The following is a 19,844-nucleotide window of genomic DNA, read 5'->3' as shown; positions in this document are numbered from 1 at the left end:
TCCGATGCCGAAGTCTGTCCATTCCGTGATCCGTGTGCCCCTTTTGGAGATTCATGACATCCGTCCACCCGTCTGCCGAGACGCAGGCGCCCGCCACCCCCACCACCGATGCCGCTGCTGAGATCCAGCCGCCGGCCGTGCAGTTCTGCGACTTCGACATCGACCCGCGGATCCTCTCTGCTCTGACCGACCTCGGCTATGAGACCCCGTCTGCTGTGCAGGAGCAGGCGATCCCGCCGCTGCTCGACGGTGAGGACGTCATGGGCTTAGCCCAGACCGGCACCGGCAAGACAGCTGCGTTCGCCGTGCCCGTCCTCGACAGCCTCGCCGATGCCGGTCGCGCCGATGACGGCCCGCTGGCCCTCGTGCTCGCCCCGACCCGCGAGCTGGCGCTGCAGGTCTCCGAGGCGTTCACCTCGTATGCCGCCCACCTGCCCGGGTTCTCGATCCTGCCGATCTACGGTGGGCAGTCCTACGGCCCGCAGCTGGCAGGCCTCAAGCGCGGCGCGCAGGTCGTCGTCGGCACGCCCGGCCGCGTCATCGACCACCTCAAGCGCGGCTCGCTCAAACTGCACAACCTGCGCCACCTCGTCCTCGATGAGGCCGATGAGATGCTCAAGATGGGCTTCCAGGAGGACATCGAGGCGATCTTCGAAGCCGCCGGCGACCAGCGGCAGGTCGCACTGTTCTCGGCCACCATGCCGAAGTCGATCCACCGGATCGCCGAACGCTACCTGAACAACCCGCGTGAGATCCGGGTGACTCCGTCTTCGACGACCGGGACGAACATCCGCCAGCGGTTCCTGACCGTCATGCACTCGCACAAGCTCGATGCGCTCACCCGCATCCTCGAAGTTGAGCAGTACGACGGCATCATCATGTTCGTGCGCACCAAGCAGGCCACCGAAGAGCTGGCCGACAAGCTGCGCGCCCGCGGCTTCAAGGCCGCTGCCATCAACGGCGACATCCCGCAGCAGGCCCGTGAGCGCACCGTCGAACAGCTCAAGGCCGGCCACATCGACATCCTCGTCGCCACCGACGTCGCCGCCCGCGGTCTCGACGTCGAGCGCATCGAACTCGTCGTCAACTACGACATCCCGCACGACCCGGAGGCCTACGTCCACCGGATCGGGCGCACCGGCCGCGCCGGACGCTCCGGTGAGGCGATCCTGTTCGTCACCCCGCGTGAGCACCACCTGCTCAAGTCGATCGAGAAGGCCACCCGCCGCTCGGTTGAGAAGCTCGTACTGCCGACCCCTGAGGAGCTGACGAACACGCGGACCGATAAGTTCAAGGCCCGCATCACCGAGGCGCTCGAGACCCTCGACCTGACCGAGATGCGTCCGGTCATCGAACAGTACGAGCAGGCCCACAATGTGCCGGCCACCGAGGTCGCTGCCGCTCTTGCGACTCTGCTGCTCGACGGTGAGACCCTGGCCGCTGAGCCGCTGCCGGAGCCCAGTGCCCGCAAGCCGCGCTCGGAGCGCGAGGCAGGCAAGGGAGGCAAGCACCGCAAGGACGGCATGCGCACCTACCGCCTCGCTGTCGGCCGCAATGAGCGCGTCCAGCCCGGCGGCATCGTCGGCGCGATCGCCAACGAAGGCGGCCTGACCTCGGCCCAGATCGGGCACATCGACATCCGCTCGAACCACTCGCTCGTCGATCTGCCGGCTGACCTGCCCGAGGAGGTCTTCGAACGTCTGTCGCGCACCCGCATCCAGGGCAAGCACATCGACCTGCGCCCGGACACCGGACGCCCGGGCCGGCCATTCAAGAAGCGCTTCGACCGCGGAGCCGGTGCCGATCACGGCTCGAAGCCCGGCTTCCGCAAGAAGCACGGCCGCGGTCCCTCCGGCCCGCGCTCCGGTGGTTCCGGCGGCGGTCACCGCAAGGGCGGCTACCAGAAGGCCGGCGCACCCCGGAAGTGAGTCCCTCCGCAGGCTGAAACAGTCTGCGGGCACGTGAAGAGGGCGGAGTAGCATGGCCTCCATGCGCGTCTCCGCCCTCTTCCGCTTCCCTCTCAAAGGCTTCCCTGCCGAGCAGATCAGCACTGGCGTTGCGCGCGCTGGCTCGGGATTCGACGGCGACCGCGCCTTCGCCTTCACCACCGGTGCCGCCCCGGCGGTGCCCGGCCAGTGGGCTGGCCCGCGCACGTTCACAGTGCTCAAAAACGACACCTCGCTGCAGCAGTGGCAGGTGCACACTAGGCACGATGTGTCCGCTCCCGAGGCGGGTGTCGCGATCGATCTGCAGGCACCCGATGGCAAGCAGGTGAGCTTCTCCATCGATGAACCTGAGAGCCTGCGCGCGGCAGAGGATTTCCTTGCTGCCCGGCTCACGCCTCACGGGCCGCACCGACGCGAGCTCGTGTCTGCTGACCAGGGGATGTTCGACTCGCAGGTGTCCGGTTTGTCGATCATCAATCCGGCGACCGCGCAGGCGCTCGAAGGACTCGCTGGCGGGCCGGTCGATCCGCTGCGCTTCCGCGGCAACATCCTCATCGACGGGCTCCCTGCCTTCGCGGAGTTCGGGCTGGTCGGCAAGCGGCTGCGCATCGGCGGGGTCGAAGCGGTTGTGCGCTCTCCGATCCAACGCTGCCCGGCCACCGAAGTCGATCCCACCTCGGGTGCGGCCGACCTGCCGATCCCCCGCCTGCTGGCCGCCGGCTGCGGCCACCTGCACTGCGGGATCTACCTCTCCGTCACCACGACCGGTGAGATCCGGCCGGGCGATCGGATCGAGATCCTCGGTGAGGCACCGGCGGAGGCGATCAAACGCTCCACCACCCCGCGGGAGATGACCATCGAGACTGTTGACTGCCGTGAGGGTGTTGCTGAGATCCGGCTGCGCGACGATCTCGGGTTCATCTCCGACTTCTACTCCCCCGGTATGCATGTGCGGGTGCACCTGCCCGACTCGCCGGCCGGCACGCCGACCTGGCGCTGCTACACGGTCACAGCCGTCACCGGGAACGCACTGCACCTGCGGGTGCGCATCCGCACCGGCGTCTCCCACCGGCTGGCGGGCATGAAAGCCGGTGACAGGCTGCTCGTCTCTGGGCCGTTCGGGCAGGTGACCGCCGATAAGCTCGGTGACGAGGTCGTGTTCCTCACCGCCGGCATCGGCATCACCCCGGCACTGTCCCTGCTGCCCGGTCTGGCCGGCCGGCAGGTGCGCATCCTCCACTCCGAACGCAGCCCGGCACCCAGCCGCCTGTGGGACGAGCTCACAGAGCTCGCCGCCGGCATGTCCTCGGCACCTGAGCTCACACGCCGCTGCACCGATCCGGTCCACGGCGGCTCCCGGCTGAGCCCAGCAGAACTGGCCTCCCACCTCGGGCCCGGCACGAGTCTCGTTATCTGCGGCCCGCCAGCCTTCACTGCTGCGGCGACCGACGCGGCCGCGGCAGCCGGGATCGCCGCCGAGCAGATCCACACCGAGATCTTCACCTCACCTGCCGACATGACCCGCATCGACCTCAGCCGGTACGCACCGGAGGCCGGCGTGCCTGCCACGGTGACCACCGCCTCGGGCACGGTGTTCGACTGGACACCGGAGCAGGGGATGCTGCTCGACGCACTCGAACGCAGCGACGTCGACGTCGACAGCCTGTGCCGGGCCGGGGCGTGCGGGAAGTGCGCGCTGACCCTGCGCGCAGGCCAGATCGCCTACCCGGTCGAGCCGTCAGCGCCGCGGGACGCCGATGAGGTGCTCGTGTGCTCGGCGGTGCCGCTCGGGCCGGTCGAGATCGACGTGTGAGTCATTTCGGGGCGTCGACGGCCGCTCCGAAGCGGCGGTCGCGGCGCGCGTACTCCTCGATGGCCGCCCACAGGGTGCGGCGGTCGACGTCGGGCCACAGCACGTCCTGGAAGACCATCTCGGCATAGGCCGACTGCCACAGCAGGAAGTTCGAGGTCCGCTGCTCACCCGAGGACCGGAGGAACAGGTCCACATCGGGGACTTCGGGGTGGTACAGCCGGTTGGGCAGGGACTTCTCGGTGATCTTGCCCGGCTTCATCTTCCCGGCAGCGACCTCGCGGGTGATGGCGTTGACGGCGTCGACGAGTTCAGAGCGGCCGCCGTAGTTGACGCAGAACTGCAGCATCAGCCCGGTGTTGTGCTTCGTCATCTCCTCGGCGCGTTCGAGTTCGTCGATGACGGACTTCCACAGCCGTCCGCGCCTACCCGACCACACGATGCGCACACCGAGGGCGTGCAGCTCGTCGCGGCGGCGGCGGATGACATCGCGGTTGAAGCCCATGAGGAAGCGCACCTCCTCTGGCGAACGCTTCCAGTTCTCGGTCGAGAAAGCATAGGCCGACAGGTGCTTCACACCGATTTCGATCGCCCCGTGGATGACGTCGAGCAGAGAGGCCTCCCCTGCCTTGTGCCCCTCGGTGCGCGGCAGGCCGCGCTCATTAGCCCACCGGCCGTTGCCGTCCATGACGATGGCGACATGGTCGGGCACAAACTTCGCCGGGATCGCAGGCGGGACCGCTCCCGAGGGGTGGGGCGGCGGTGCGGGATAGGTCATGTGGTCTCCACAGAAGCTGACGGGGCGGGCGGGTGTGAGGCCGGCTGGACGGGTGCCGGCTGGCTGGCGAGCACGGCCAGGGACTTGACCTTGCGCTCCAGATGCCATTGGACATAGGTGACGATGAGGCGGGAGGCCTCCGCCTGCTGGTAGGCGCTGCTGGCCTCGACCCGCTGCCAGTCACGGGACATGAGCGCGGTGAGGTGGTCCATCGTCTCCGAACTCGGCAGCGCAGTGCCGTGCGGGCGGCAGGAGTGGCAGACAGCACCGCCGAGGGCTGGTGAGAACGCCCGATGCGGGCCAGGTGTCCCGCACTGGGCGCAGTCATCAAGGCTCGGCGCCCAGCCGGCCAGCGACATCGCCCGCAGCAGATAGGCATCCCGGCTCAGGCCCGGGGCGTGCTCGCCGTTGCACAGGGAGCGGATGGCGGCCAGAAGCAGCAGGAACTGGGCGCGAGCCTGCGGTTCGTCCTCGGTCAGGCGGATCGCAGTTTCGGCCATGCCGGTGGCTGCTGCGTAGGTGTCGTAGTCGGACATGATCCCGCGGGCGAAGGGCTCGAGCAGCTCGACTTGGGTGATGATGTCGAGGCTGCGGCCGATGTGGCACTGCACGTCGACGAACATGAACGGCTCCAGCCGGGAGCCGAACCGGGATTTGGTGCGGCGGATGCCCTTGGCGACCGCGCGGATGAGGCCGTGGTTGCGGGTGAGGATGATGACGATGCGATCAGCCTCGCCGAGCTTGTGCCCGCCGAGGACGATGCCGACATCACGATAGAACCTCACCAGCCGATTATCTCACTCCCGGCCCGCTGCCGCTGCGAGGTGCTGTCTGGGCGTGCCGCCAGCCCACACTCCACCGATGTCTCTCATCTGCGTCTCAGGATCGCCTCAGAAGCCAGATCTACGATGAAAGTTCGATCTCTGATGCGAACACCTGGAGCCCCGTCATGATGACCGCTGTTCATCCCACTCAGACCCATCAGCCGGCTGCCTCGAATCCTGCCCGCGGGGTCTTCTCCGCCCTGCCGGCCACCGCATGGATCGCAACCGTCCCCATCGCAGCGGCCACCCTTGCCGTCGTCTCCCAGGCGCTGGCCTTCCGCCCGGAGTATCCGGGTCTGAGCACCGCCTTGGATCTCTACGCGATCGCCTTTGCCCTTGGTGGCATCTCTGCTGTCGCGTGTGCGGCTGCACTCGGCATCGCCCTGCGCGCCTGTGCCCGTGATCGCACGGGTTCAGCGGCTGCAGCCGTGCGCATCGCGGCACTGGCGGCGGCGGTGACGACCGGCATTGTGGCGCTCATGCTCCTCTCGGCATTCTTCGTCCCCGGCGGCGGGCCGCTGTTCGCCCCGGCCCTGCTGTGCCTGACGCTCATCGGCACGACACTGACGACAGCGCTGCGCCGCTGGGCGCGCCTGCTGCATCAGCAGGCTGGCTGAAGCACGACTGAAGACGGAACAGGGCGCTGGGATGATCGTCCCAGCGCCCTGTCGGCTCTCAGCGTGTCACTGCTGTCCGTCGAAGCTCGTCTCATCCCGCATATAGCGGTTGATCGCCGAGATGACGGCCTTGAGTGAGGCCTTCGTGATATTCGGGTGGATGCCAGCACCCCACAACACGCGGTCGCCGATAGCGATCTCGACGTAGGCCGCTGCGGTCGTGTCTGCTCCGGCGCCGATCGCGTGCTCGGTGTAGTCCTGGACTCGCACGTCGACGCCGAAGTTCTCGTTCATGACGTTGACGAGTGCGTTCAGCGGGCCGGTGCCGTGGCCTTCGTAGGAGCGCTCTTGGCCATCGGTCTCCAGGGTCACTTCGAGGCGCTCGGCGTTCTTGCCAGCGGCATCGTCATCGACGTGAGCCGATTCGGTGCGCAGTGCTGTGACTCGGAAGCGGCCCCAGCTCTTGCTGGCCTCTTCTGCCGGCAGGTACTCATCGGAGAAGATCTGCCAGATCTCCGATGCCGGGATCTCGCCGCCGGATTCGCTGTGCTGCTGGACGACCTTGGAGAACTCCACCTGCATGCGCCGGGGCATGTCGAGGCCGTACTCGCTCTTGAGCAGGTAGGTGACCCCGCCCTTTCCGGACTGGGAGTTGACGCGGATGATCGCCTCATAGGTGCGGCCGAGGTCCTTGGGGTCGACCGGGAGGTAGGGCATGTCCCATTCCATCTCGTCGGTCGGCACGCCGGCCTCTTTGGCCTTCTTCTCCCGGTCGGCGAAGGCCTTGTTGATCGCGTCCTGGTGCGAACCGGAGAACGAGGTGAACACGAGATCGCCGCCGTAAGGGTGGCGTTCGTGCACACCGATCTGGTTGCAGTACTCGACGGTGCGGATGACCTCGTCGATGTCGGAGAAGTCGAGTTCGGGATCGACTCCCTGGGAGTACAGATTCAGTGCGGTGGTGACGAGGTCGAGGTTGCCGGTGCGCTCGCCGTTGCCGAACAGGCAGCCTTCGATGCGGTCGGCACCAGCCATGATGCCGAGCTCAGCGGCTGCGACACCGGTGCCGCGGTCGTTGTGCGGGTGCAGGGAGATGGCGATGGCCTCCCGGTAGGGCACGTGACGGCAGAACCATTCGATCTGGTCGGCGTACGTGTTCGGGGTGCCGCGTTCGACGGTGGCCGGCAGGTTGACGACGGTCTCGCGGCCGTCTGCCGGCTGCCACATGTCGAGGACGTTGCCGACGATGTCGAGGGCGAACTCCGGTTCGGTGTCGACGAAGATCTCCGGCGAGTACTGGTAGCCGAAGTCGGCATCCCCGAGCAGCGACTCGGCGTGCTTCATGACCGCCTGGGTGCCGCGCATCGCGATGTCGCGGGTCTGGTCGTAGCCTTCGCCGTCGAAGCCGAAGACGACCTTGCGGAAGACCGGGGCGGTGGCGTTGTACAGGTGCACCGTCGGCTTCTTGGCGCCGACGAGGCTCTCGACGGTGCGCTCGATGAGGTCCTCACGTGCCTGGGTCAGCACCGAGATGCGCACATCATCAGGGATCGCGTCCTCTTCGATGATCTGGCGGACGAAGTCGAAGTCCGGCTGGCTGGCAGCCGGGAAGCCGACCTCGATCTCCTTGAACCCGAGGCGGACGAGCAGGTCGAACATCGCGCGCTTGCGGTCGGGTGTCATCGGGTCGATGAGTGCCTGGTTGCCGTCGCGCAGGTCGGTTGAGAGCCAGCGCGGGGCCTTGGTGATCCGCTGGTCTGGCCAGGTCCTGTCGCGCATGTCGAGGGAGATGCGGTCGAAGAAGGACTTGTACTTCGCAAAGGGCATGGGGGTCGGCTGTTGCAGTTTCGCCATGGTGTTTCATCCTCTGTGGTGTGCTCAGAGCCCGGGAGTATCGCAGGTGGGCGAGTGACCCGGCGGGTGTGTCAGCGACCGGCAGCACGGACTCCGCGGCGAGGATGCGGCCTGTGTCAGGCCTCGCCGCGGCACGGAAGGAGGAGGATGTGCCTAGCCATGCTCCCACCCTAGAACGCAGCTGCTGGCATCCATAGCCGCGTCCGAGGTGTGAGATGTCAGTTCGTGAAGTTTGCTGCAGCCCGGGCGATCTTGAAGCCCTTGCCCGACTCCATGTGCGAGCATTCGACGCCGTCCTCGTTCGAGGTACAGCGCATCCCGTGAGCCTCGAGGCTCTGGCCGTAGGCGAGCTCCTGGGCCTCACCGCTGCTCGGCGGTGCTTCGGCACACGAGAAGCCGGCACCCTCGGCATTGGCAACGACAACGGATCCCCACGGGTCGACCTTGCAGTTCTCGGGCTTGTCGGCCGGTGGGTCGTAGTCGAAGCTGGCGATCGCGCAGCGGGCGCGTTCGTTGCTGATCGTGCACGAGATGTTGCCCGAAGGCGTGGTGAAGGACTCAGCGACCTGCTCACCGGAGGTCTCGGTCGGCTCCTGGCTCGCCTCGCCCGTCGGCTCGGTGGTGTCAGCCGGTGGCGGCGGGGGCGTGTCTCCCTGGACGTCGTCGCTGCGGGTGCTGACATCCCAGACGATGTAGCCGATGCTGCCGGCGACGATGAGCGCGGCGAGGATGATGGCGATGATGGCCGGGACCGGCAGGCCGCCCTTCTTGCGCGGCGGCTGTGCCGGTGGCTGCGGGACCGATCCGGTCGGCACGCCCGGCGGCTGCCCGAAACCGGCAGACTGTCCGGGGCTCGGCGCTCCATGCCCGGGCGCATAGCCAGGTGCCGCTCCATGGCTCTGCACGGGGCTGTGACCCTGGGCGGCGGCGTAACCGGGCTGGACTGCACCGTAACCGGGCGGGGTGGCGCCGTAGGCCTGCGAGGCGGCCGGGCTGACGACCGGCGGCTGTGCCGGCGGTGGCGGTGCATCGGACGGCTGACGTGCCGGCCACACCGAGGGTGCTGCCTGCTGTTCGGCGAATGCCTCATCAGCCTTGGTCGCCTTCGGCAGGTGATCGCGCGGGATGTCCTGCTCACGGGTGCCGTCGAGCCGGTCGTCGCGGGTCTCCGCAGCGAGTTCGCGCAGCTCTTCGAGGCTGAGCATCTTCGTCGACTCCGCACTGTCTCCGGCGGCGCCGACAGGCTCCGGCGAAGGCTGGCCGGCAGGCGCTGCCTGCGGCTGAGATGGGGCGGTTGGTGTTCCGGTCACCGGCGGCATCGCAGCGGTGGCATCGGCCTGCGGCTGGTTTCCGGAGGGCCCGCTGGCTCCCGGGCCGGCGGGGTCGGCAGAGCGGTCGGCGCCCGGCTTGGGCTGGCCGACGAAGAGCTGGGTCGTCAGCGACTCCTCGGGTTCGGAGTCGGCGCGGCGGCGCGGCTGCGGCCGGTGCGACGGCGGTGGTGGCAGGGTCATAGTGCTCCCAGTTTAGTCTGCTGCTCACAGCCGCGTACTCAGGAGGTGGCCAGGCGCGCCGGATCCTGCACTGCCTGCTCAAGCATGGAATAATGGCAGTATGCCCATCGCGCCGAAGACAGTCCTGCCGGCTGCTGTGCTGACAGCGGCCGCACTGCTCGTCTCCGGATGCGGCGCAGCCGGCAGCGCCAACGCGCAGGCAGCCGGTGACGGCGCTCCGGTCGCTGCCGAGAGTGTCGGCTCCAGCCTCAGCGCTCCGCAGCTGCAGGCTCCCGGTGATTTCCCGGCCCCAGCCGTCCAGGCGCCCATCGAGCCCAACGCCGCCGATTCCACCGCAGACGACGAAGCGGCCAGCACCCCGGATGCTGACAAGGTCATGCCTGCCGATGACATCTCCGCCGGTCAGACGTTCCCATCCCTGCCCGGTGTCGGACCCGAGACGCGCAGCGATGTGCCCGATTCGGCCCGCCAGGTGCTGGTGGCCATCGGTGAGGACGAGAAGGACACGCAGAACCAACTGGTGCTCTACCAGCGTGCTGATGCCGACTCCGAATGGGAGGCGGTCAAGGTCTTCACCGCCCACAACGGCCGCAGCGGCTGGGCAGAGGAACGCCGCGAGGGCGACGGCACCACGCCGGTCGGCGTGTTCGCTCTCACCGACGCCGGTGGGGCCAAGGCAGACCCGAACTCGAAGCTGCCCTACACCCAGGACAGCGGCCTGCGCGATGGCGCCGCCCAGGTCTACGGTGAGGACTGGCGCGATGTGTTCGACTACGTCATCGCCATCAACTACAACCGCAAGCCCGGCACTGCCCCGACGGACAACACCCGCCCGATGGGCTGGGACGCAGGCGGCAAGATCTGGCTCCACGTCGACCACGACTCCCCCACCCGCGGCTGTGTGACCGTGCCGACCGATGAGATGCAGTATCTGCTGCAGACCATCGATCCTGAGCTCGATCCGCACATCGTCATGGGTCCTGCGGACATCCTCGGCCGGTGAGTCGGGCAGCGCATGGCGGCACGAGCTGACTTCCCCACCCGCACGACACTGCGCGAGCTGACCCCGCAGGCCCGGCTGCTGCCCTATGAGCTCGGCGAGCCGACGCTGACCGCTCTCTATGATTCCGGCCCGCTGACTGGCCCGCACGGCATGCGGGTGCAGGCGAACATGGTCACCACTCTCGACGGGGCGGTCACCGGCGCCCACGGCAGCTCCCGGGAGATCTCCTCCCCTGCCGATATGCGGGTCTTCTCCGTGCTGCGCGCCCTGGCCGATGCCGTCGTCGTCGGAGCCGGCACCGCCCGCGCCGAAGGCTACACCCGGCTTGCCGCCAAGCGCGCCCACCTCGCCCAGCGCCGCCGCCGCGGCCAGGCCGACGTTCCCGCACTCGTCCTCATCACCGCCTCCGGAAACATCGACACCGACCGTCTCGATGCCGCCGGCAACTCCGATGTCATCGTCCACACCTCATGTGCGGATGAGGCGACGCTGGATCGCCTGCGCGGCTACTTCGGGGACGGCAACGTCGTCACCCATGCAGACGATGTCACCCCAGCAGCGGTGCTCGCTGACCTCCGCGCCCGAGGGATGCGCCGGGTGCTGTGCGAAGGGGGGCCCGCCCTGCTCGGCACGTGGCTCCAGGCCGGTGTCATCGACGAGCTGTGCCTGACCGTCAGCCCCCTCATCACTGGCACGGGCCCAGGCCTGGTGTCCGGGCCCACCTTCGACCCGCCGCTGCGAGCCCGCCCGCTGTCCCAGCTGACCGACGGTTCGGCGACCATCCACCGCCTGCAGCTGGACTCTCCCTGAACCACCCCACCGATAGGAGCACATCATGACCCGCACCATCGCCGTCACCGGGGCCGCCGGACAGATCGGCTACAGCCTCCTCTTCCGTCTGGCAGCAGGATTCGTCTACGGCGATGAGCCGATCCGCCTGCGCCTGCTCGAGATCCCGCAGGCGATGCAGGCCCTCGAAGGCGGCGTGATGGAACTCGACGACTGCGCCTTCACCCAGCTCGAAGCCGTCGAGATCACCGACGACCCCGCTACCGCGTTCGACGGTGTCGATGCCGCGCTGCTCATCGGTTCGATGCCGCGGAAGAAGGGCATGGAGCGTGCTGATCTGCTGCAGAAGAACGGTGAGATCTTCTCCACCCAGGGCCGTGCGCTGGAGAATGCCGCCGGCCATGTCAAGGTCGTCGTGACCGGCAACCCGGCCAATACGAATGCGCTCATCGCCTCCCACCACGCCCCGGATATCCCGAAGACGCAGTTCACCGCTCTCACCCGGCTCGATCACAACCGGGCGCTGTCCCAGCTGGCGGCAAAGGCCACCGAGGTCACCGGTGAGCCGGTGCAGGTCCAGAACCTTGAACGGGTCGCCATCTGGGGCAACCACTCCGCCACCCAGTACCCCGACATCTCCCACGCCCGGCTGACCGGCCGGCCGCTGGCCGAGGTCATCGGCGATGAGGCGTGGGTGGCAGATGAGTTCGTGCCGACGGTCGCCAAGCGCGGCGCGGCGATCATCGCCGCCCGCGGAGCCTCCTCAGCAGCCTCGGCAGCGCACGCGACGCTGGAGCACCTGCGCGACTGGGAGCACGGCAGCAACGGCGGCTGGGTGTCGATGGCGGTGCATTCACAGGGTGAGTACGACGTGCCGGCAGGCCTCGTCTCCTCGTTCCCCGTCGTGTGTGCCGACGGCGGCTATGAGATCGTCACCGGCCTGGAGGTCGATGCGTTCTCCCGCAAGCACATCGATACCTCGGTCGCTGAGCTGCAGGCCGAGCGGGAGACCGCCCAGGAGCTCGGCGTCCTGTGAACCGGTGGCCTGCCGGCCGCTGAATCAGCGGTCGACAGGCAGGTCCAGGCAGCCGTCGCCGCGCCCGAGCTGCCGGTTGCTCAGATCGAGCAGCCGCGAGTTCTCCTGCGCGACAGTGTCACCTGATGATGCTGCGTGAGTCGGCTGCGTCGGTGACGCGCTTGCCAGTCGGGCCGGTTCTGCTGGCTGCCGGCGGCTGGGCAGCGGGCTGCGCAGCACCTTCGATTCGAGGAAGTTCGCCACATCATCCGACCAGCGCTCCGGGTCGGTGTTCCACTCCTTGGTGTGCCGGCCCTTGGTGTAGCTGGGCATCGTCACGAGGTCGCGGCGCACATTCGCCAGGGCATGTGAGGGACCGGTGGGGACGAATTCGTCGCTTTCGGAGTGGATGAGCAGCAGCGGCTTGTCCAGTTCGGCGGCTCGGGTCAGCCAGTCCATCCGGTCGAGGTCGAGCGGGGTCTCCAGCCCGGTGATCCGCCGGGCCCACGGGCGGGTGATCATATCGAGGGTCAAACGTGCGATCGGGGTGGGCAGGAAGTTGAGCTTGGCCTGATGGTCGAGCACGTTGTACCAGTCGACGACCGGCCCGTCGAGGACGAGGGCGCGGATGTGGTCGCGGTTGCGGCCGCGGGAGGCGGCCTGGAAGGCGATCGCCCCGCCCATCGACCAGCCGAAGAGCACGACGTTCTTCGCACCTCGGGCCAGGGCGTAGTCGATGGCGACATCGACGTCGAGCCACTCGGTGTCTCCCAGCCCGTAGCGGGCAGACCGGCCGACCCGCACCTCGGCGTCGTTGCGGTAGGCCATCGCCAGGGCCGGCATGCTCAGCGAATCGAGCACGGGGCCTGCGCGCAGGCATTCGGCGCGGGTCGCACCGCGACCGTGGATGAGGATCGCCCACGTGTCACTGGGCTTCTCAGCGGTCGTCGGCAGATACCAGGCCGGCAGCTCGCCGACATCGGAGACGAGCGCGATGTCCTCATACGGTAGGTTGAGCTGGTCGGGATGTGAGTAGAACTGGCCGGTCCAGCGGCCCCAGCGGGCGGTGCGCAGGTTGCCGGAGGTGACGGCGAGGACTTCCCGCGAGACGGTCTGGGAGACTGGGTCGTATTCGATGATATCGCCGAGCTGGGCGTGGCCGGTCGCCGAATCGAAGTACAGGCCGTAGCGGCCGTTGACGAGGGTGTCGTCGGTGGCCGGCAGGTGGACGCGCATATCGTCGTCGAAGCCGTCGACGTGCAGGATCTCCAGGTCCTCAGGGGCGTGTTCGGGGACGACGATGCGGCGGGCGAAGTAGGCGGCCAGCCCTGATGAGGCGACCGAGACGACCGCCCCGGCGGCCAGGCCCGCCCCGAGTCCGGCCACGGTGGCCCGCAGCGCCCGGTTCTTGAAGTCCGCGTGAGTCATCTGTGTCCCTCCTGGCTCTCATCCTACTCATCTCACCTGGGGTGGGATTCCAGGAAGCACGGAGGATTTCAGCTGGTGTTCACCTGGCTCACGGAGCCTGCGTGCCTGGTAGCGTGAGCACATCCGCATCAGGGAGGAGCCAGACGCATGACCGAACCGACCCACGCTCCCGGCGCTGCCGAGCGCAGCGAACGGCAGTGGCAGGAGATCCTCTCCCCTGCCGAATACCAGGTGCTGCGCAAGGGCGGCACCGAACGGCCGTTCACCGGCGAGTACACCGACCACACCGCCACCGGCGTCTACTCGTGCCGGGCCTGCGGGGCCGCGCTGTTCCGCTCGGAGACGAAGTTCGACGCCCACTGCGGGTGGCCTGCCTTCTACGCACCCCTGGCCGAGGACCGGGTGCGCTACATCGAAGACCGGACGCTGGGCATGGTGCGCACCGAGGTGCGCTGCGCAGCCTGCGACTCCCACCTCGGGCACGTGTTCTACGGGGAGGGCTTCTCCACCCCGACCGACGCCCGCTTCTGCATCAACTCGATCTGCCTGGACTTCGACGACGCATGAGCGGCGACCTGATCGTCAAACCCTTTGCCGAGCTGACGACGACAGAGCTGTACGGGATCCTGCAGTTGCGCTCAGCGGTCTTCGTCGTCGAGCAGGACTGCGTGTTCCTCGACCTCGACGGCGTCGACACTGTGCCCGAGACGCTGCATGCGTTCTTCCCGCAGCCGGCTCGCGCCTCCCGCGACTCCCACGGCAACGACACCGGTGTCTCGGTCATGCCGGCCGCCTATGCGCGCGTGCTGCCGCTGGGCTTCCCGGATGGCCCGGCAGGTGCCGACGACGCCTATTCTATCGGCCGGGTGGTGACCGATCCCGAGGTGCGGGGCACCGGTGCAGGCGGGCGCCTGCTGGCGGCCCTGGTCGCGCAGCTGGGCCGTGAGCCGCTGGTGATGAATGCGCAGAGCCACCTGGAGGGCTTCTACGGCCGGTACGGATTCGTGCCCTCGGGCCCGCGGTTCATGGAAGACGGCATCGAGCACACCCCGCTGCGCCGCGAAGCAGGACTGTGATCAGATGACTGTGCCGGCCCACGCGGATGCGGGGGCCGGCACAGTGTCGTTTCAGGCGCTCAGCGCCGCTCAGATGGTGAGCGCTACTCAGCCGGTCAGCGCCACAGGGCGATGATGTCGGCCAGGTCCTTACGCGGGCCGGTGAAGAACGGGATCTCCTCACGCACGTGCAGGCGGGCCTCGGTGTCGCGCAGGTCGCGCATGAGGCTGATGATGCGGTCGAGGTCGTCGGCTTCGAAGCCGAGCAGCCACTCGTAGTCGTTCAGCGCGAAAGCGGCGATGGTGTTGGCCTTGACGTCCTTATAACCGGCGGCGGCCTTGCCGTGGTCGCGCAGCATGGTGGCCCGTTCCTTCGGATCGAGCAGGTACCAGTCGTAGGAGCGGACGAACGGGTAGACGCACAGGTAGTCGCCGGGGTTCGGGTCGGTGAGGAAGGCCGGCAGGTGGGACTTGTTGAACTCAGCCGGTCGGTGCTGGCCGATGCATGACCAGACCGGTTCGAGCAGTCCGCCCAGCAGCGAGCGGCGCACAACGGAGTAGGCCTCCTGCAGCACCTCGACTGAGGGGGCGTGCCACCAGAACATCAGGTCGGCATCAGCGCGCATGGCAGAGATGTCGTAGGTGCCGCGAACGACGAGGTCCTTATCAGCCAGTGCTGCCAGGCCCTCGTTCAGCTCGGCTGCCAGTTCGGCCCGGTCGGCTTCGCCGAGCTCACCGGCGACGGCGAAGACGCTGTAGCCGGCGTAGCGGATCTCGCTGTTGTACTTCTCGATCTGTTCGGGAGTGGGCTGAACGTAGTCAGACATTCCTTCGTTCCTCTCTGCGGCCGTGGCGGCCATGTCTGTTCGGGGTGGGTGGTCTCAGGGTCGGCGGGTCATCGGTTCAGGTGCTGGTGGCGGCGGTGAGGCCGGTGGCGATCCGGTTCGCCTCTGCTGCTGCGCGTTTGAGGCACACCGGGATGCCGACGCCGTCATAGGCGGCACCGGTGAGTCCGAGACCGGCGTGCCGGGTCAACGCGGTGTCGATGGCGGCGCTGCGGTCCAGGTGGCCGGGCCGGTACTGGGGCAGCGACTGGGTCCAGCGCTGGACTTCCATGTGCCGGCATTCGGCGTTGCTGCCCGTGATGTCACGCCAGTCGGCGAGCGCCCGGGCGGCGAGCTGCTCGTCGTCGAGGACGGCCCAGGTGTTCGGGTCATCGCCATAGCGTCCGACGCTCATCCGCACGACAGCGGTGCCGGCTGGCAGTGCGTCTTTGAGCCACGGCCATTTGTTCGAGGCGAAGGTCGAGGCCTTGATGAACCGGCCTTCGGTCGGCGGGATGAGGAACCCGGAACCGGACATCGGCTGGTCACCGGTCTCAAGCACGGCAGTGACGACGGCGGAGTCGGCGTAGTCGAGGTCGCTGAGGATGCCTGCGATCTCAGCATCGATGTCAGCGAGAATCGGTGCGGCTGCATAGGCCGGAACGGCAAGGACGACGGCCTCAGCCGGCAGCAGCTGCTCCCCTGCCGCCACCGTCCAAGCAGCCTCACCGCAGGCCTCATCGCCGGCAGCCGTACCCGGCTGCAGAGCGGTGACGGGGGTGTTGAGGTTGATGCGCACGCCATGGGCGCGCAGGTCATCGGCAAGGGCGGTGATGAGGCGTCCGATGCCGCCGGGCAGGGTCATGAACACCGGCGGGGCGTCCTTCGACTTGGTGCCGGGGATGTTGGCACCGGAAGCCGCACTGCGCTGGGCGCGCACCTCGCTCACCGCCTCGAGCACAGACGTGCCGGCGTGGGCGGCTGGCAGCAGCGCGGGAATGGTGGCAGCCATCGACAGGTCGCGGCAGCGCCCGGCGTAGACTCCGCCGAGCAGCGGGTCGACGATGACATCGGCGACCGCATCGCCTAACCGGGAGGCGATGAACTCACCGACCGACACGTCGCCGTCGGCAGGATCGGTGAGCGTCTCTGCCTGGGCGCGGTCCACCTCGGGCGCGGTGAGGATCCCGGCCAGGCTGCCCGGGTCGCTCGGCACGCCCATGAGTGTGTCCGTGGGCATCGGGTGCATCGCATCGCGGACGAACAGCTGCGAGGAGTGCTCCCGGGAGGGGAACTCCAGATCGAGGCCGAGCTCAGCGCACAGCTCCTTCGTCTCAGGCCGAACGAACAGGCTGGCCTCAGCACCGACATCGGCGCCGAAGGGCGCCTGCCCACCGAGAGTCGAGGTTTTGAGGCACCCGCCGAGCCGCTCGGAGGCCTCGCACACCGTGATCTGGGCATCCGGCAGCGCCCGGGTCAGCCGGTAGGCGGTGGCGAGCCCCGAGATCCCGGCCCCGGCGATGACGATGCGCGGGGCCCTCACTTCGGGTCGTCTCCGCTCAGCAGCGCGGCGGAGATGCGGTGGACCTCGTCGACGATGCGGCCGGGCACCTCGGGGTCGGTGGCCGGCAGCACGCCGTGGCCGAGGTTGAAGATGTGGCCGCCGCTGTGGGCCAGGCCGTCGCGCACGATCTGCTCGATGCGCGGCTGGAGGGCCTCCCAGGGGGCGAAGAGCAGGGCTGGGTCGAGGTTGCCCTGCAGCGCCTGGCCGGGCTTGATGCGGGTGGACGCGTCAGTGAGTTCGACTCGGAAGTCCGCACCGACGACGTTCGAACCGGCCTCGGACATCGCCGGCAGCAGCTCACCGGTCTGCACGCCGAAGTGGATGCTGGGCACGTCGTGGTGAGCGAGGTCTGAGAAGACGCGCTGGGAGTGCGGCAGCACATGGGTGCGGTAGTCGCGCGGGCTGAGGTAGCCGGCCCACGAGTCGAAGAGCTGGAAGGCCTGAGCACCAGCCGACAGCTGCACGTCGATGAACGTCGTCGACATGGCCGCAAGCTTGGCCAGCAGTTGGGAGAACATCTCCGGGGCGCCTGCCATCATCGCCTTGGTCTTCTCATGATTGCGGCTCGGGCCGCCTTCGATGAGATAGCTGGCAAGCGTGAACGGGGCGCCGGCGAAGCCGATGAGGGCGGTGTCCTCGCGGGTGGCGAGCTCGGCTGCGATGCGCGAGATCGACTCGGTGATGTCGGGCATCGTCTCTGCGGTGAGCTCCGGCAGGTTGTCGATATCAGCCTGCGTGCGCACCGGATGGGCGATGACCGGGCCGACGCCGGGTTCGATGACGACGTCGATGCCGGCGGCCTGGAGCGGGACGACGATGTCGGAGAAGAAGATCGCGGCGTCGACGTTGTGGCGGCGCACCGGCTGCAGGGTGATCTCGGTGACGAGGTCGGGTGTGCGGCAGGCTTCGAGCATCTGGTTGCCCTGACGCAGTTCGCGGTACTCGGGAAGGGAGCGGCCGGCCTGACGCATGAACCAGACAGGGGTACGGTCTACCGGCTGAGAGCGCGCTGCACGCACAAGAGTCGTCGTCATGGACCTATCGTCTCATCTGTGGCTGGCGGGGAGAAAACCGTTCGCCCTCCAGAACAGCCCGTCTCACGGGCACCGGTACCGGCGTCTAGGCTGGCGGTATGACACGTGAGCTGACACCGATCGCTACCTATGCCGACCAGCCGGCCGCCCCCTGGGCCAATGGGGCCGGTTCGACCGTCGAGCTCGTCTCCCTCGATGCTTCCGCGGCACTGACGCCCGGGCTTCCTGCCTGGCGGCTGTCGATCGCATCCTTGGAGCGGCCCGCTGCGTTCTCAGCGCTGCCAGGCATGCGCCGGATCTTCCGGCCGATCGGCGCCGATGTCGTCCTCGACATCGACCGCACCCGGTTCGCCCTAGCCGACGGTCAGGCGTGCGTCTTCGACGGTGCCGCAGTGACGGAGCTCGTCGAGCTGCCCCGACCGTGTCACGCCGTCAACCTCATGATCACCACCGCCGAGGCGGTGGCCGCCTCCGCTGGCGAGCCACCTGACCCCGTGGTCGACGGGACCTTCCTCCTCACCCTCGGTGGCTCCCGCCTCGGGCCCGGTTTCACGCTGCTGCGCACAGACGAACCGGCACCCAGTGGCATGACGGATCATGCCGGGGTGCAGGTGCTGCGGTTCTGAGAGTTCAGTCGTTGCGGGCGGCGACCGAGGCGCACAGCACGGTGGCGAAGGCGCACCACGCCGGGTACGGGGCCAGCGCACAGCCAGCTGCCGGTTCCTGCTTGCCGACCTGGCGGGCGAGGGAGACCGAGGATGCCGTGAGCGCGACAGCGACACCGGTGGCCGTCCAGCGGCGCTTGCCGCCGAAGAACGCCATCGACCAGCCGGCGTTGAGCCCGAGGTTGAAGACCAGTTCGCCGACGAGACGGCGGCGCTCCTTCTCGGTGCGGGCCTTCTTCAGCGCGTGGGCGGTGGTGGCGGCGATATCGGCGTACAGCGTCGTCCAGGCGATCGGGAAGACCTCACTGGGCGGAGTGAAGTCCGGCTTGTCGAGCTTGTCGTAGTCATCGAGACCGGCGCGTGTCGCGACCGAGCCGGCGACGGCGGCGGCAGCGGTGAGTGCACCGGTGAAGGCGAGCTGGGGCAGGAACTTCCGGGACATGGTCCCCTCCCTGCAGTGGCGGTGTCAGTGACGGGTCGTGCGCAGGTCAGTTCAGATCCGGTCGGCGGCGTCGAGGGCGTAGAACTCGCGGTCGACGTAGACGAGTGCCCGGCCGGGCTCTGCGGTGATGATGTCGGTGATCTCTCCGACGCAGACGGTTGAGTCGCCTGCCGGCGTCTGGGAGGCGAAGCGGCAGTGCAGCACAGCGTGGGCGCCGGGCAGGTACGGGTCGCCGCCTTCCAGGGTCGCAAAGCCCTGTTCAGGGGTGAAGCGCGGGCCATCGGAGCGGGCGAAGGCGCGGGCGATCTCGGCGTGTTCAGCACCGAGGGTGTTGACGACGAAGGTCTCGGCACCGAGCAGCCGGGAGGCTGAGTAGCGGGCGGTGGAGACGGAGAAGTGCAGCATCGGCGGCTGCAGGGTGACGCTGGCGAGGCTGGAGACCGTCAGGCCGATCGGCCCGTCTGGTGACTGTGCGGTGATGACGGCGACTCCGGCGGGGTGGTGCCGGAAGGCGTGCTTGAAATCCTCAGGGTCTGCGCTCATCGGCAGCGGTCTCCTTTCGTCCTGTCTGCCGTAACATTCCTTGCCGCCACTTTAGTCCCGGCTCCGGTGGTCGATGCCATTCAGCCGCGACGTGCCCGGCGTGGACGCTCGCTGTTGTCAGTGCCTCGACCTACAGTGTGAA

19 protein-coding genes are annotated in these 19,844 nt (G+C 68.3%); 9 read left to right on the top strand and 10 right to left on the bottom strand.

Features of this window, described 5'->3' with window-relative positions; translation table 11 throughout:
• Positions 1–53: 53 nt before the first annotated feature.
• Together M3C25_RS03430 and M3C25_RS03425 are read left to right on the top strand one after the other, a co-directional pair.
• On the top strand, positions 54–1,928 hold the full coding sequence (locus M3C25_RS03430; RefSeq protein WP_259855069.1) for a DEAD/DEAH box helicase: 1,875 nt from the start codon (positions 54–56) through the stop codon (positions 1,926–1,928).
• Positions 1,929–1,989: 61 nt separating this feature from the next.
• Entirely contained in the window at positions 1,990–3,759 is a 1,770-nt protein-coding gene (locus tag M3C25_RS03425; RefSeq protein WP_259855068.1) for an MOSC domain-containing protein, read from the top strand.
• Position 3,760: 1 nt separating this feature from the next.
• On the opposite strand, the gene M3C25_RS03420 is transcribed toward M3C25_RS03425, so the two are convergent.
• Positions 3,761–4,534 carry an isoprenyl transferase gene (locus tag M3C25_RS03420; protein ID WP_259855067.1) on the bottom strand — a complete coding sequence of 258 codons (774 nt, stop codon included), beginning with the start codon at positions 4,532–4,534 and terminating at the stop codon, positions 3,761–3,763.
• Positions 4,531–5,319: a DNA repair protein RecO gene (gene recO / locus M3C25_RS03415; protein ID WP_165882767.1), complete on the bottom strand. Its 789-nt coding sequence runs from the start codon at positions 5,317–5,319 to the stop codon at positions 4,531–4,533. Before recO ends, M3C25_RS03420 begins: the two co-directional genes overlap by 4 nt.
• A gap of 164 nt (positions 5,320–5,483) precedes the next feature.
• Here recO and M3C25_RS03410 point away from each other — a divergent pair, with 164 nt between their 5' ends.
• Entirely contained in the window at positions 5,484–5,975 is a 492-nt protein-coding gene (locus tag M3C25_RS03410; protein WP_102160452.1) for a hypothetical protein, read from the top strand.
• A 66-nt stretch (positions 5,976–6,041) separates the two neighbouring features.
• Here M3C25_RS03410 and leuA read toward each other — a convergent pair whose 3' ends face one another.
• Together leuA and M3C25_RS03400 are read right to left on the bottom strand one after the other, a co-directional pair.
• A complete protein-coding gene (gene leuA, locus M3C25_RS03405) occupies positions 6,042–7,829 on the bottom strand; it encodes a 2-isopropylmalate synthase (RefSeq protein WP_102160454.1) in 1,788 nt (595 codons plus the stop codon).
• A gap of 218 nt (positions 7,830–8,047) precedes the next feature.
• Entirely contained in the window at positions 8,048–9,340 is a 1,293-nt protein-coding gene (locus M3C25_RS03400) for a DUF6636 domain-containing protein (RefSeq protein WP_259855066.1), read from the bottom strand.
• Positions 9,341–9,440: 100 nt separating this feature from the next.
• Between M3C25_RS03400 and M3C25_RS03395 the strand changes: the two genes are divergently transcribed.
• From M3C25_RS03395 to M3C25_RS03385, 3 genes are read left to right on the top strand one after another with little or no spacing between them, the layout of a single operon-like run.
• Positions 9,441–10,343, top strand: a complete 903-nt coding sequence (locus M3C25_RS03395; protein WP_102160458.1) for a L,D-transpeptidase family protein — start codon at positions 9,441–9,443, stop codon at positions 10,341–10,343.
• 12 nt (positions 10,344–10,355) lie between these two features.
• Positions 10,356–11,153, top strand: a complete 798-nt coding sequence (locus M3C25_RS03390) for a dihydrofolate reductase family protein (RefSeq protein ID WP_102160460.1) — start codon at positions 10,356–10,358, stop codon at positions 11,151–11,153.
• Positions 11,154–11,178: 25 nt separating this feature from the next.
• Positions 11,179–12,168, top strand: coding sequence for a malate dehydrogenase (locus M3C25_RS03385; RefSeq protein WP_259855065.1), 990 nt, complete (start codon positions 11,179–11,181; stop codon positions 12,166–12,168).
• Positions 12,169–12,192: 24 nt separating this feature from the next.
• On the opposite strand, the gene M3C25_RS03380 is transcribed toward M3C25_RS03385, so the two are convergent.
• Positions 12,193–13,575: an alpha/beta hydrolase family protein gene (locus M3C25_RS03380; RefSeq protein WP_259855064.1), complete on the bottom strand. Its 1,383-nt coding sequence runs from the start codon at positions 13,573–13,575 to the stop codon at positions 12,193–12,195.
• Positions 13,576–13,722: 147 nt separating this feature from the next.
• Here M3C25_RS03380 and msrB point away from each other — a divergent pair, with 147 nt between their 5' ends.
• Positions 13,723–14,142, top strand: coding sequence for a peptide-methionine (R)-S-oxide reductase MsrB (gene msrB, locus M3C25_RS03375; RefSeq protein ID WP_102160467.1), 420 nt, complete (start codon positions 13,723–13,725; stop codon positions 14,140–14,142).
• Positions 14,139–14,651 carry a GNAT family N-acetyltransferase gene (locus M3C25_RS03370; protein ID WP_259796362.1) on the top strand — a complete coding sequence of 171 codons (513 nt, stop codon included), beginning with the start codon at positions 14,139–14,141 and terminating at the stop codon, positions 14,649–14,651. The genes msrB and M3C25_RS03370 overlap by 4 nt, the downstream gene beginning before the upstream one ends.
• Positions 14,652–14,746: 95 nt before the next feature.
• On the opposite strand, the gene hemQ is transcribed toward M3C25_RS03370, so the two are convergent.
• From hemQ to hemE, 3 genes are all read right to left on the bottom strand, one after another.
• The gene (gene hemQ / locus M3C25_RS03365; protein WP_102160471.1) at positions 14,747–15,457 is read right to left on the bottom strand and encodes a hydrogen peroxide-dependent heme synthase; all 711 of its coding nucleotides are present in this window, start codon (positions 15,455–15,457) and stop codon (positions 14,747–14,749) included.
• A 76-nt stretch (positions 15,458–15,533) separates the two neighbouring features.
• Positions 15,534–16,997, bottom strand: coding sequence for a protoporphyrinogen oxidase (hemG, locus tag M3C25_RS03360; protein ID WP_259796364.1), 1,464 nt, complete (start codon positions 16,995–16,997; stop codon positions 15,534–15,536).
• Entirely contained in the window at positions 16,994–18,052 is a 1,059-nt protein-coding gene (gene hemE / locus M3C25_RS03355) for a uroporphyrinogen decarboxylase (protein ID WP_259796367.1), read from the bottom strand. Before hemE ends, hemG begins: the two co-directional genes overlap by 4 nt.
• 98 nt (positions 18,053–18,150) lie before the next feature.
• On the opposite strand from hemE, the gene M3C25_RS03350 reads away from it, so the two are divergent.
• On the top strand, positions 18,151–18,678 hold the full coding sequence (locus M3C25_RS03350; protein ID WP_102160476.1) for a HutD family protein: 528 nt from the start codon (positions 18,151–18,153) through the stop codon (positions 18,676–18,678).
• Positions 18,679–18,682: 4 nt separating this feature from the next.
• Here M3C25_RS03350 and M3C25_RS03345 read toward each other — a convergent pair whose 3' ends face one another.
• Positions 18,683–19,159 (bottom strand): TspO/MBR family protein, encoded by a 477-nt coding sequence (locus M3C25_RS03345; protein WP_102160478.1) that lies wholly within the window; start codon positions 19,157–19,159, stop codon positions 18,683–18,685.
• 51 nt (positions 19,160–19,210) lie between these two features.
• A complete protein-coding gene (locus M3C25_RS03340) occupies positions 19,211–19,702 on the bottom strand; it encodes a flavin reductase family protein (protein ID WP_102160480.1) in 492 nt (163 codons plus the stop codon).
• Positions 19,703–19,844: the final 142 nt, after the last annotated feature.

The organism is Brevibacterium luteolum, from assembly GCF_025147615.1.
Taxonomy (GTDB): Bacteria; Actinomycetota; Actinomycetes; order Actinomycetales; family Brevibacteriaceae; genus Brevibacterium; species Brevibacterium luteolum.
Note: the sequence above shows the minus strand (reverse complement) of the source record. Positions and strands in the feature narration are given on the sequence as shown.